Here is an 11727-nt window from a genome sequence, read left to right as displayed (position 1 = left end):
AGCGTCAGACTGCGAGTTGGTGCTCCTGCAGGCCCGGGCTGCTGACGCGATAAATACCGATTTCACCTAGAAGATTAGGCCAAAGCCGGCCGCCCAACCCATTACGGTGCAAGTGGTCGACGGCCAGGCGGTCGAGCACCTTGGCGTGGCGTTCGCGGCACAGGTTCTCGAAGTCTTCGAAGGTGCAGAAGTGAATGTTCGGCGTGTTGTACCAGGTGTATGGCATGAAGTCCGACACCGGCATGCGGCCTTTGGTCGCCAGGTACCAGCGGCAGCGCCAGTGGCCGAAGTTGGGGAAGGTGATGATGCACTGGCGGCCCACCCGCAGCATTTCGTCGAGAATCCGGTCGGGGTACTCCACGGCCTGCAGGGCCTGGGTCATGACCACCACGTCGAAGCTGTTGCTGGCGAAGTTGCCCAGGCCCCTGTCCAGGTCCTGCTCGATCACGTTGACGCCCTTGGCCACGCATTCGGCGATGTTGTCGGCGTCGATCTCCAGGCCGTAGCCGGTGACGTTCTTGCGCTCGCGCAGCGAGGCCAGCAGTTCGCCGTTGCCGCAGCCCAGGTCGAGTACCCGGCTGCCGGCGGGGATCCAGTCTTGGATGATTTCCAGGTCGGCTCTCATGGGGTCCTCACAGGGCGATGCGGTTCATGTAGTTGGCGAAACCCTGCATGTAGCGAGGCGTGGGGATCAGGAAGGCATCGTGGCCGTAGGGCGAGTCGATATCCAGGTAGCAGACGTTCTTGCGTGCGGCCATGAGGGCATCGACGATCTCCCGCGAACGGGCCGGCGAGAAGCGCCAGTCGGTGGTGAACGACATGATGCAGAAGTCTGCCGTGACATGCGCCAGGGTCGCCGCCAGGTCGCCGTCGTGGGCCGCCGCCGGGTCGTAGTAGTCCAGCGCCTTGGTCATCAGCAGGTAGGTGTTGGCGTCGAAACGCCCGGAGAACTCCTCGCCCTGATAGCGCAGGTAGCTCTCGACCTGGAATTCGACGCTGTGGAAGTCGTAGTTGAGCTTGTCGCTCTTGAGCTCGCGGCCGAATTTTTCGCCCATCGAGTCGTCGGACAGGTAGGTGATATGGCCGACCATCCGCGCCAGCATCAGGCCGCGCTTGGGGATCACGCCCTGGTCCTGGAACGAACCGCCGTGGAATTCCGGGTCGGTGAGAATGGCCTGGCGCGCCACTTCGTTGAAGGCGATGTTCTGCGCCGACAGCTTGGGTGCCGAGGCGATGTCCACGCAGTGACGTACCCGGTCCGGGTAGGTGATGGTCCACTGCAGCGCCTGCATGCCGCCGAGGCTGCCGCCGACGATGGCGGCCCAGGTGTGGATGCCGAGGCGATCGGCCAGGCGCGCCTGGCTGTGCACCCAGTCTTCCACCGTCAGTACCGGGAAATCGGCGCCGTAGGGCTTGCCGGTGGCCGGGTTGAGGCTGCTGGGGCCGGTGCTGCCGTTGCAGCCGCCGAGGTTGTTCAGGCTGACCACGAAGAAGCGGTTGGTGTCGATCGGCTTGCCGGGGCCGATGCAGCTGTCCCACCAGCCCGGCTTGCGGTCGGTGGCGGCGTGGTAGCCGGCGGCATGGTGGTGGCCGGACAACGCGTGGCAGATGAGCACGGCGTTGCTGGCGTTGCTGTTGAGCTCGCCATAGGTTTCGTAGATGAGTTCGTACGAGGCCAGGGCGCGGCCACAGGCCAGGGCCAACGGTTCATCGAACCGGGCGATCTGCGGTGTTACCAGACCGACGGAATCTTCGGGAAAGACAGTGGACATCGACCCTGCTCACGCTTGACGGAGGCGTAAGTCTAAAGAGCGCTACCCCCAGCGGCAAGCAATGGCTTGCCGCTGGAGATATCGAGGGTCAGATCATCCGCCACAGCTCTTGTGGCATGCCGGCGTAGGCCGCCAGTTGGGGCATGAGGAACGACTGGATCACCTGGATGGCGATGAAGGCGAAGATCGGCGAGATGTCCATGCCGCCCAGGTTCGGCACCAGGCGACGGAACGGCGCCAGCACCGGCTCGCTGATCTGGTAGGCCAGCTCGGCAGCAGGGTTGTGGCTGTTGGGCGCGACCCACGAGACGATCACCATGACGATCATCGCCACCCAGAAAATCTTCAGGAACAGCGAGGTGATGCCGATGATCGCCCACATCAGCAGGTGCAGGACGTCGCCGAAGGTGCCGTAGGTGACCATCAGCACGAAGGCCATCAGCAGCGCCTGGATCAGGACCGACAGCAGCAGCGACGAGGTATCCAGGCCGGCAATGCTCGGGATTACCCGGCGCAGCGGCTTGAGCAGCGGCTGGGTGGCGCGCACGGCGAACTGACTGAGCGGGTTGTAGAAGTCGGCCTTGACCAGTTGCAGCACGAAGCGCAGCAGGACGATTGCCAGGTACAGGCTGACCAGGGTTTGCACCACGAAGATCGCGGCGCCGGACAGTGCATTCATTGAAAAAGGCTCCTTATTTACCCAGTTGTTCGGCCAGCTCCGCAGAGCGCTTGGCCGCGGCTTCCAGTGCCTGCTCGACGATGGCCTCGAAGCCATTGGCCTGGAACGACTTGATCGCCGCTTCCGTGGTGCCGGCGGGCGAGGTGACCCGGCGGCGAAGCTCGGCGGCATCGACGTCGCTGGCCACGGCCATGCGGGCGGCGCCCAGGGCGGTTTGCAGGGTCAGTTGCGAGGCGGTTTCACGCGGCAGGCCGAGCTTTTCGCCAGCGGCGGTCATGGCTTCGATCAGCAGGAAGAAGTACGCCGGGCCGCTGCCGGAAACAGCGGTGACGGCATCCAGTTGCTGTTCCTGGTCCAGCCACAGGGCGGTGCCGACGGCGGACAGCAACTGTTCGGCCTGCTCGCGCTGCGCGGCCGACACTTGCTCGGTGGCGTACAGGCCACTGACGCCCTGGCGCAGCAGGGCCGGGGTGTTGGGCATGCAGCGCACCACCGGGATCGCGCCCAGCCAGGCCTGCAGGCTGGCACAGGTGATGCCGGCGGCGATGGAGACGATCAACTGGCCAGGCTTGAGGTGTGGCTTCAGGGTTTCGCAGACGGCTTTCATCACCTGCGGCTTGACCGCCAGCACGATCACATCCACACCGTCGATGGCCTGGGCGTTGTCGGCGAATGCTTCGATGCCGTGTTCGGCCTGGATGCGCGCGCGGGTGTCGGCACCCGGGTCGCTGGCGCGGATCTGCGAGGCGTCCAGGCCCTGGGCGCGCAGGCCGCCGATCAGGCTGGCGGCCATGTTGCCGGCGCCGATAAAGGCAATACGAGTCTTGCTCATGTCAGGTCCTTGAGGGAAAGAGTGAGTTTAAGCATGGATTCAGGGCTGGCCGTAGTCGCGTGCACCGAACAGGGCGGTGCCGATACGGACCCAGGTCGCACCTTGGGCGATCGCGGCTTCAAGGTCATGGCTCATGCCCATCGACAGGGTGTCCAGGCCCAGGCCGAGTTGCGCTTGCAACTGGCGCAGGGTGGCGAAGGCAGCCTCTTGTTCGGCACGGTCATCGGTCGGTTCTGGGATCGCCATCAGCCCGCGCAGGCGCAGGCCGGGGAGGGCGCTGACGGCCTGGGCCAGTGCCGGCAGGTCGGCGGGAGCGCAGCCGGACTTGCTGTCTTCACCGCTGACGTTCACCTGCAGGCAGATGTTCAGCGGCGGCAGATGGCCCGGGCGTTGCTCGGACAGGCGTTGGGCGATCTTCAGGCGGTCCACGGAATGTACCCAGTCGAAGTGCTCGGCGATGGCTTTGGTCTTGTTCGACTGAATGGGGCCGATGAAGTGCCAGATCAAGGGCAGGTCAGAAAGCGCCTGTTGTTTTGTCAGGGCTTCCTGAAGGTAGTTTTCGCCCACATCGCGCAGCCCGGCCGCGAAGGCCTCGCGAACGGCGCTGGCGGGCTTGGTCTTGCTGACCGCCAGCAACTGGACGCTGGCCGGGTCGCGCCCGGCGGCCCTGGCCGCGCTGTCGATACGGCTGGCAATGGCGGAAATGTTGTCTGCTAGGGTGGACATGGATCGTCGCCGGCGGCTGTGAGGTCTGCGGCATTCTACCTGCTTGATGGCCGTTGGGGAGTCTCATGGATGTGACCGACCTGCTGGCCCGGGCTGTGGCTGCGGGCGCCAGTGACCTGCACCTGGCCGCGGGCGAGCCACCGCTGTTGCGCCTGGATGGCGCGTTGCAGCGCATGGCGTTGCCGGTGCTGACGTGCGCGGCGCTGGAAGAGGGAATGGCCGGCTTGCTCGATGGCGGGCAGCGGCGACAATGGCTGAGCGGTGATGAACTGGACCTGGCGCTGAGCCTGCCCGGCGTGGGGCGCCTGCGCCTGAACTTGTTCCGCCAGCGCAATGGCTTGGGCGCAAGTGTACGGCTGATCCCGGCGCAGGTCCCCAGCCTCGACGAACTTGACCTGAACGATGTGTATCAAACCGTTGCGCAATGCCGGGATGGCCTGGTGCTGGTGGGTGGGCCAACGGGCAGCGGCAAGTCCAGCACCTTGGCGGCGCTGCTCGATCAGCTCAATCGCGAACGGGCGCTGCAGGTCATCACCCTTGAAGACCCCATCGAATTTATCCACAGCGGCCAGGGTTGCCTGGTCAATCAGCGGGAGATCGGTGCGCACAGCCGCGACTTCGCCCAGGGGCTGCGCAGTGCCTTGCGTCAGGACCCGGATGTGATCATGGTCGGCGAACTGCGTGATCTGGAGAGTATTCGCCTGGCGTTGCGCGCAGCGGAAACCGGGCATCTGGTGCTGGCAACGGTACACACCCGCTCGGCGGTGAACAGCATCGACCGGCTGGTGGAGGTGTTCGCGGCCGAGGAGAAGCCGCTGGTGCGCATGATGCTGGCCGAGTCGCTGCGCCTGGTGGTGGCTCAGGTGCTGGTCAGGCGGATGGGGGGCGGCAGGGTGGCGGCAAGGGAGGTGCTGGTGGCGACGCCCGCGGTGCGCAACTTGATTCGCGAGGGGCGCATGGCGCAGGTGCAGTCGCTGATGCAGGCGGGGGCGGCGTTGGGGATGCGCACGATGGAGGGGGCGTTGCAGGCGCTCAAGCAGAGAGGGCTGACTGACTAGCGTTGTTGCCTGCTCGAGCGAAATCGCGGGGCAAGCCCGCTCCCACTCAATGAACTTGCACGTCCTCTGTGGGAGCGGGCTTGCCCCGCGATCGACGGGTTAGCGCTTGGCCAGGGCCAGCGCCTGCTGGTCCTTGGGCAAAACGCGCTTGGCCACGACGTAATGCTTCTGCCAGTAAGGTTTCTCCAGGCTGTCGATGCTCACCCGTTTGCCGGTGCGCGGCGCGTGGATGAAGCGGTCGTTACCCAGGTAGATGGCCACGTGATTGACCCGGCGGCTCTTGATGTTGAAGAAAATCAGGTCGCCCGGCTTGAGGTCACTCTTGGCCACCTTCACACCCTGGCCCTGGGCCATGGCGTTGGAGGTGCGCGGCAGGTCGACGTCAGCCACGTCGTTGAAGGCGTACTTGACCAGGCCACTGCAGTCGAACCCCTTCTTCGGGCTGCTGCCGCCCCAGCGGTACGGCGTGCCGAGCACGTTCACGGCGCGGCTGAGCACTTCGCTGCTCTGCTTGGGCGACATGGCCACGGCCTGCAGCGCCTGGCGCTGGGTGGCGTTGCTCGGGCGGGCACTGAGGGTGGCCTTGCGGTACTGCACGGGTGCGCGTTTCACCGAGCTGTCGGCATTGCTCGTGTAACCGGTGAAACCGCTTGGAAGACGTTGCTCACGATTGGTGGCGTGGGCGGCCAGGGGTAATAAAAGGCAGAGGGTCAGCCATGTCTTGATGAAAGGCGGCATAGTTGATGCTCTTATAAGGTGTTGGCGCGCAACTTTATAACAGCTTTTTGATCAAATTCTGATCCGTTGGTCGATTGGCCACGTACCATATGTCGGGTCAACACGGAAAAGTCACATTTTCCGTTAGAAAATTTTCGGCTAACCCACGAGGGCTTCGAATGAATGGTTATCAACAGGGTGCGCCTGCGCACGACACCCACAGCAAGGTCCTCGGCTACCTGTTGTGGATTTTCGGCTTCACCGGCGCGCACCGTTTCTACTACGGCAAGCCGATTACCGGGACGATCTGGTTCTTCACCCTGGGGCTGCTGGGGATTGGCTGGCTGATCGACCTGTTCCTGATCCCGTCGATGGACCGCGAGGCGGATCTGCGCTTCGAGTCCGGCGGCGTGGATTACAACCTGGCGTGGATCTTCCTGACCTTCCTGGGGGTGTTCGGTGTGCACCGTCTGTATCAGGGCAAGTGGATCAGTGCACTGATCTACCTGTTTACCGGCGGCCTGTTCCTGCTGGGTGTGCTGTACGACTTCTGGACACTCAACAGCCAGGTTTCCCAGGTCAACGCCGAGCGTCGCCGGGTATGAAAAAAGGCCTTGTCGCGCAGCGCGGCAAGGCCTTTTTCGTTACTGGCGCCGTTGTTGCAACAGCAGGTTGCTGAAGCCTGCCCCGGCCAGTTGTTTCTGCGCCACGGTGAGCTGTTCGCGGTTGCTGAACGGCCCGACCATCACGCGGTACCAGGTTTCTTCTTTTACCGTCCCCGATTCCACCTTGACCGCCTGGCCCAGCAGGATGATCTGCGCGCGGACCTTGTCGGCATCCGCCTGCTTGCGGAACGAGCCGGCCTGCAGGAAGAACTGGGTGGTCGGTGCCGGCTTGATCACCGGTGGTGCCGGCGGTGGCGTTTGCCCCAGCAGTGCGGCCTGGGCACGGGCGGTGTCGATCTTGGCCGCTTCCGCCGGAGTGACCGGCGTGGTTGGTACGGCCGGCACTGGCGGCGTCTTCTCGGGCACCGCTTCCGGCGGCACGATCACTTCCGACTCCGGCAGCAGGGTGTAGAAGTCGTACTTCGGCTTCACCGGTTGCTGCGGCGTGGGTGCGGTGGTCTTGCTCGCCTCGGCGACCTTCTCCGGCTTCTGCTGTTCGGGCTTGGTGCGCTTGATGTCGCCGCCACCCGGTTCGAGTTTCATCAGGAACACGATGAAGGCGCCGACGGTCAGGCCGACCGCCAGCCACACCCAGCCCGGGATCGGCTGCTTGGCGGCGGGCTGGTGACGGCTGGCGCCGCGCTTGGGCGCGGGCTTTTTCTTTGCAGCAGCCAAGTTACATACGCTCCAGGGTTTCCAGGCCGAGCAGTTCCAGGCCCTGCTTGAGGGTGCGGCCGGTCAGGGCTGCCAGGCGCAGACGGCTCTGTTGCTGCTCCGGGGTCTCGGCGGTGAGGATCGGGCAGTTCTCGTAGAAGCTGGAGAACAGGCCAGCGAGGTCGTACAGGTAGCTGCACAGTACGTGCGGGGTGCCTTTGTCGGCGACATTGTTGAGAATTTCGCCGAACTGCGCCAGGCGCGCGGCCAGGTCCTGCTCGTGGGCAGCCTGCAGCACGATCTTGCCGTCCACCTCGTCGAAGCCCTTGCCGAGCTTGCGGAACACGCCGGCCACACGGGTGTAGGCGTACAGCAGGTAGGGCGCGGTGTTGCCTTCGAAGTTGAGCATCAGCTCGAAGTTGAAGCTGTAGTCGCTGGTGCGGTGCTTGGACAGGTCGGCGTATTTCACTGCACCGATGCCCACCACTTCACCGATCTTGCGCAGCTCGTCCTCGGCCAGGCTCGGGTTCTTCTCCTTGACCAGCGCATAGGCGCGCTCCTTGGCCTCGGTGAGCAGGTCGATCAGCTTGACGGTGCCGCCATCGCGGGTCTTGAACGGGCGGCCGTCGGCGCCGTTCATGGTGCCGAAGCCCATGTGCTCCATCTGCATCGGGTGGCCGACGAAGCCGGCGCGGCGGGCCACTTCGAACACCTGGTTGAAGTGCAGGGCCTGGCGCTGGTCGACGAAGTACAGGGCGCGATCAGCCTGCAGCTTGTTGCTGCGGTAGCGCACGGCGGCCAGGTCGGTGGTGGCGTACAGGTAGCCGCCGTCGGCCTTCTGCACGATCACTGGCAGCGGGTCGCCCTCGGCGTTCTTGAATTCGTCGAGGAACACGCACTGGGCGCCCTGGTTCTCCACCAGCAGGCCCTTGGCCTTGAGGTCGGCGACCACATTCGCCAGGTCATCGTTGTAGGCGCTCTCGCCCATCACGTCAGCCATGGTCAGCTTGACGTTGAGCAGTTCGTAGGTCTTCTGGCAGTGGGACAGCGAGATGTCCTTGAAGCGCGTCCACAGCGCCAGGCACTCGGGGTCGCCGGCCTGCAGCTTGACCACCAGGCCGCGGGCGCGGGTGGCGAACTCCTCGGACTCGTCGAAGCGCTTCTTCGCCGCGCGGTAGAAGTTCTCCAGGTCCGACAGCTCGTCGCTGGTGATCGGGTTTTCCTGCAGGTAGGCCATCAGCATGCCGAACTGGGTGCCCCAGTCGCCGACGTGGTTCTGGCGGATGACGTTGTCGCCGAGGAACTCCAGCACGCGGGCGACGCTGTCGCCGATGATGGTCGAACGCAGATGGCCGACGTGCATCTCCTTGGCCAGGTTCGGCGCCGACATGTCGATCACGACTTTCTCGAGCGGGCCGGCCTTGCGTACGCCCAGGTGGTCGTCGGCCAGGGCGGCGTCGAGGCGGTTGGCCAGGGCGTCGGTGTTCTGGAAGAAGTTCAGGAAGCCGGGGCCGGCGATCTCGGCCTTGCTGATGTCGGCGCTGGCCGGCAGGGCTGCAATGATCTTTTCAGCCAAATCGCGCGGCTTCATGCCGGCCGGCTTGGCCAGCATCATGGCGATGTTGCTGGCGAAGTCGCCGTGGGTCTTGTCCCGGGCGTTTTCCACCTGGATCGCCGGCGTCAGCCCTTCAGGCAGCACACCGTCGGCGACGAGTTGGGTGAGGGCTTGCTGGATCAGCTGGCGAATGGTGTCTTTCATGGGGATCTCTTTTCGACCGCAAGCGCGGTGGGGCGCTTCGATGCGCAGGTGGAAAAACTGGGCATTATCCGTTGCCGGGGGCGGGTTGCCAACCTTTTGGCCGGTATCGCTGGTCAGGCGTGGGAGCGGGCTTGCCCCGCGATGGGCTCAATCGCGGGGCAAGCCCGCTCCCACGGACCGCTCGATCTCTCAATACAGGTCCACCGGGTCGACATCCAGCGACCAGCGCACTTGCCGCCCGGACGGCATCTGCTCCAACACTAGCAACCAGGCGCTGATCAGTCGATGCAACTGAGCCCGGGCATTGGCCTGGAGCAACAGTTGCGCGCGGAATCGCCCCGCTCGTCGCTCCATGGGCGCGGGCACCGGGCCCAGCAGCTCGATGCCATGCAGGCCCTGTTCGGCCAGCACGCGCTCGGCGGCGGCGCAGGCTTCGTCGAGGAAGCCTTCGGCCTGGCCGGGCTTGTGCGCATCGGCGCGCAGCAGGGCCAGGTGGGCGAACGGCGGCAGGCCGGCGGCGCGGCGCTCGCTCAGGGCCTGTTCGGCAAAGGCGAAGTAGCCCTGTTCGGTCAGTTGCACCAGCAACGGATGGTCGGCCAGGTGGGTCTGCACGATGACCTTGCCCGGCTCTTCGGCGCGCCCGGCGCGGCCCGCCACCTGCACGATCAGCTGGGCCATGCGCTCGCTGGCGCGGAAGTCGCCGGAGAACAGCCCGCCGTCGGCATCGAGGATCGCCACCAGGGTCACCCGTGGGAAGTGGTGCCCCTTGGCCAGCATCTGGGTGCCGACCAGGATGCTCGGCTGGCCGCGCTGGATGGTGGTGAACAGGTTGTGCATGGCGTCCTTGCGCGAGGTGCTGTCGCGGTCCACGCGCAGGATCGGGTAGTCGGGGAACAGCACCTTCAGGCGTTCTTCGGCACGTTCGGTGCCGGCACCTACCGGGCGCAGGTCGACGTGGGCGCATTGCGGGCACTGCAGCGGCAGGCGCTCGTCGTAACCGCAGTGGTGGCAGCGCAGCACGGCGGAGCGCTGGTGCACGGTCATGCGCGCGTCGCAGCGCGGGCATTCCGAAAGCCAGCCGCAGTCGTGGCACAGCAGGGTTGGGGCGAAGCCGCGACGGTTGAGGAACACCAGCACCTGTTGGCCGGCTTCCAGGGTCTGGCGGATCGCTTGCTGCAGTGGGCCGCTGATGCCGCTGTCCAGTGGCAGGCTGCGCACGTCCAGGCGCAGGAAGCGCGGTGCGCGCGCACCGCCGGCACGCTGGTTCATGCGCAGCAGGCCGTAGCGGCCGCTGTGGGCGTTGTGCAGGCTCTCCAGCGACGGGGTGGCCGAGCCCAGCAGGATCGGGATGTTCTCCTGGTGCGCGCGCACCACCGCCAGGTCGCGGGCGTGGTAGCGCAGGCCTTCCTGCTGTTTATAGGAGCCGTCGTGCTCCTCGTCGATGATGATCAGCCCTGGGTTCTTCATTGGCGTGAACAGTGCCGAACGGGTGCCGATGATGATGTCCGCTTCGCCATCGCGAGCCGCCAGCCAGGCGTCCAGGCGCTCGCGGTCGCCTACTGCCGAGTGCAGCAGGGCGATACGTGCGTTGAAGCGTTGCTCGAAGCGCTGCAAGGTCTGCGGGCCGAGGTTGATCTCGGGAATCAGGATCAGCGCCTGTTTGCCGGCCTCCAGGGTTTCGCGGATCAGTTGCAGGTAGACCTCGGTCTTGCCGCTGCCGGTGACGCCGGCCAGCAGGAACGCGTGGAAGGCGCCGAAGCCCGAGCGCACGGCCTCGAAGGCGGCGCGCTGTTCTTCGTTGAGCGGCAGCTCCGGCTGGGCCAGCCAGTGCTCGTGACGGGCGGCTGGCAGGTGGCGGCGGGTTTCGACCTCGACCAGCTCCTTGGCCAGCAGCAGGTCGAGGCTGTCCTTGTTCAGGCCGAGCTTGCTCAGCAGGCTGTGGGCCACGCCGTGCGGGTGCTGCGAAAGCGTCTTCAGGGCCTCGCGCTGGCGCGGCGCGCGGGCAATGCGCGGGTCTTCCAGGCGCGCCCCGGCGGCGACATGCCAGAAGCGCTCCTGCCGCACTTCGGCCGGCTCGCCCTGGCGCAACAGGGTGGGCAGCGCCCAGTTCAGGGTGTCGCCCAGGCTGTGCTGGTAGTACTGCGCCGTCCACAGGCACAGCTTGAACAGCGCCGGTGGCAGTGGCGAGACCGGGTCGAGCAAGGCGCTGGCGGGCTTGAGCTTGTCCGCCGGCACTTCACTTTTGTCGGCCACCTCCACCAGCACGCCGATCATTTCCCGGCGGCCGAACGGCACGCGAAAGCGCATGCCGGGGGTCAGGGCCTGGCGCGCCATGCTTGCGGTGGCCCGGTAGTCGAACAGGCGACGCAGGGGCGAGGGCAGGGCAAGGCGCAGGATGACGTCGGACACGCGGAAGGTCTCTGGAGGGCGTTTCACAAATCAGGCGAGCCTAGCAGACGACGGTCGGTGCAAGCGACAACTTGCGCTGGCCCCGTGCTCTGGTATTATTCGCCGCCTAATTACGTGCGGTATTCAACAATAGGTGTTGGGTGGCGGCACGCAGCTCGAGGAAGTGACCATGAAAGCAGATATTCATCCGAACTACGAAGTAGTTGCAGTCACCTGCAGCTGCGGCAACAAGTTTGAAACCCGTTCGACCATGGGCAGCGTCCTGGCGATCGACGTTTGCAACCTGTGCCACCCGTTCTACACCGGTAAGCAGAAAGTCCTGGACACCGGTGGTCGCGTACAGAAGTTCGCCGACCGCTTCGGCATGTTCGGTGCCAAGAAGTAAGATGCGCATGGCGAAGCCTTCGGGGTTCGCACTGTTGCAGAAGAAGGCGTCCCTTGTGGGCGCCTTTTTTG

12 protein-coding genes are annotated in these 11727 nt (G+C 65.3%); 3 read left to right on the top strand and 9 right to left on the bottom strand.

The features are described from left to right. Nucleotides 1-4: 4 nt before the first annotated feature. From metW to DM373_RS24390, 5 genes are all read right to left on the bottom strand, one after another. Nucleotides 5-625, bottom strand: coding sequence for a methionine biosynthesis protein MetW (gene metW, locus DM373_RS24410; RefSeq protein ID WP_110996009.1), 621 nt, complete (start codon nucleotides 623-625; stop codon nucleotides 5-7). 7 nt (nucleotides 626-632) lie between these two features. Further along, a complete protein-coding gene (gene metX, locus DM373_RS24405; protein ID WP_110996008.1) occupies nucleotides 633-1772 on the bottom strand; it encodes a homoserine O-succinyltransferase MetX in 1140 nt (379 codons plus the stop codon). Between the two features lie 88 nt (nucleotides 1773-1860). Continuing rightward, nucleotides 1861-2451 (bottom strand): YggT family protein, encoded by a 591-nt coding sequence (locus DM373_RS24400; RefSeq protein ID WP_110996007.1) that lies wholly within the window; start codon nucleotides 2449-2451, stop codon nucleotides 1861-1863. A 13-nt stretch (nucleotides 2452-2464) separates the two neighbouring features. Continuing rightward, a complete protein-coding gene (gene proC / locus DM373_RS24395; protein ID WP_110996006.1) occupies nucleotides 2465-3283 on the bottom strand; it encodes a pyrroline-5-carboxylate reductase in 819 nt (272 codons plus the stop codon). A gap of 39 nt (nucleotides 3284-3322) precedes the next feature. Beyond that, a complete protein-coding gene (locus DM373_RS24390; RefSeq protein WP_110996005.1) occupies nucleotides 3323-4009 on the bottom strand; it encodes a YggS family pyridoxal phosphate-dependent enzyme in 687 nt (228 codons plus the stop codon). 65 nt (nucleotides 4010-4074) lie between these two features. Between DM373_RS24390 and DM373_RS24385 the strand changes: the two genes are divergently transcribed. After that, nucleotides 4075-5067: a type IV pilus twitching motility protein PilT gene (locus tag DM373_RS24385; RefSeq protein WP_110996004.1), complete on the top strand. Its 993-nt coding sequence runs from the start codon at nucleotides 4075-4077 to the stop codon at nucleotides 5065-5067. Nucleotides 5068-5166: 99 nt separating this feature from the next. Here DM373_RS24385 and DM373_RS24380 read toward each other — a convergent pair whose 3' ends face one another. Next, nucleotides 5167-5805: a C40 family peptidase gene (locus tag DM373_RS24380; RefSeq protein ID WP_110996003.1), complete on the bottom strand. Its 639-nt coding sequence runs from the start codon at nucleotides 5803-5805 to the stop codon at nucleotides 5167-5169. A gap of 158 nt (nucleotides 5806-5963) precedes the next feature. Between DM373_RS24380 and DM373_RS24375 the strand changes: the two genes are divergently transcribed. After that, on the top strand, nucleotides 5964-6389 hold the full coding sequence (locus tag DM373_RS24375) for an NINE protein (RefSeq protein ID WP_110996002.1): 426 nt from the start codon (nucleotides 5964-5966) through the stop codon (nucleotides 6387-6389). A 39-nt stretch (nucleotides 6390-6428) separates the two neighbouring features. Here the strand turns inward: DM373_RS24375 and DM373_RS24370 are convergent, their stop codons facing one another. The 3 genes from DM373_RS24370 to DM373_RS24360 form a co-directional block, all read right to left on the bottom strand. Then, complete coding sequence (locus DM373_RS24370) at nucleotides 6429-7124, bottom strand: SPOR domain-containing protein (protein WP_110996001.1); 696 nt, start codon at nucleotides 7122-7124, stop codon at nucleotides 6429-6431. A 1-nt stretch (nucleotide 7125) separates the two neighbouring features. Then, a complete protein-coding gene (gene argS, locus DM373_RS24365; RefSeq protein WP_110996000.1) occupies nucleotides 7126-8862 on the bottom strand; it encodes an arginine--tRNA ligase in 1737 nt (578 codons plus the stop codon). A gap of 189 nt (nucleotides 8863-9051) precedes the next feature. After that, nucleotides 9052-11271: a primosomal protein N' gene (locus DM373_RS24360; RefSeq protein WP_110995999.1), complete on the bottom strand. Its 2220-nt coding sequence runs from the start codon at nucleotides 11269-11271 to the stop codon at nucleotides 9052-9054. A gap of 169 nt (nucleotides 11272-11440) precedes the next feature. Between DM373_RS24360 and rpmE the strand changes: the two genes are divergently transcribed. Then, entirely contained in the window at nucleotides 11441-11656 is a 216-nt protein-coding gene (gene rpmE, locus DM373_RS24355) for a 50S ribosomal protein L31 (RefSeq protein WP_031315083.1), read from the top strand. Nucleotides 11657-11727 lie beyond the last annotated feature (71 nt).

Source organism: Pseudomonas sichuanensis (assembly GCF_003231305.1).
GTDB lineage: Bacteria > Pseudomonadota > Gammaproteobacteria > Pseudomonadales > Pseudomonadaceae > Aquipseudomonas > Aquipseudomonas sichuanensis.
This window is presented reverse-complemented; position numbering and strand designations above follow the sequence as displayed.

What these genes read in the sequence shown, in the direction of transcription:
- metW (WP_110996009.1), bottom strand. Translation starts at nt 625, where the DNA reads ATGAGAGCCGACCTGGAAATCATCCAAGACTGGATCCCCGCCGGCAGC.
- metX (WP_110996008.1), bottom strand. Translation starts at nt 1,772, where the DNA reads ATGTCCACTGTCTTTCCCGAAGATTCCGTCGGTCTGGTAACACCGCAG.
- DM373_RS24400 (WP_110996007.1), bottom strand. Translation starts at nt 2,451, where the DNA reads ATGAATGCACTGTCCGGCGCCGCGATCTTCGTGGTGCAAACCCTGGTC.
- proC (WP_110996006.1), bottom strand. Translation starts at nt 3,283, where the DNA reads ATGAGCAAGACTCGTATTGCCTTTATCGGCGCCGGCAACATGGCCGCC.
- DM373_RS24390 (WP_110996005.1), bottom strand. Translation starts at nt 4,009, where the DNA reads ATGTCCACCCTAGCAGACAACATTTCCGCCATTGCCAGCCGTATCGAC.
- DM373_RS24385 (WP_110996004.1), top strand. Translation starts at nt 4,075, where the DNA reads ATGGATGTGACCGACCTGCTGGCCCGGGCTGTGGCTGCGGGCGCCAGT.
- DM373_RS24380 (WP_110996003.1), bottom strand. Translation starts at nt 5,805, where the DNA reads ATGCCGCCTTTCATCAAGACATGGCTGACCCTCTGCCTTTTATTACCC.
- DM373_RS24375 (WP_110996002.1), top strand. Translation starts at nt 5,964, where the DNA reads ATGAATGGTTATCAACAGGGTGCGCCTGCGCACGACACCCACAGCAAG.
- argS (WP_110996000.1), bottom strand. Translation starts at nt 8,862, where the DNA reads ATGAAAGACACCATTCGCCAGCTGATCCAGCAAGCCCTCACCCAACTC.
- rpmE (WP_031315083.1), top strand. Translation starts at nt 11,441, where the DNA reads ATGAAAGCAGATATTCATCCGAACTACGAAGTAGTTGCAGTCACCTGC.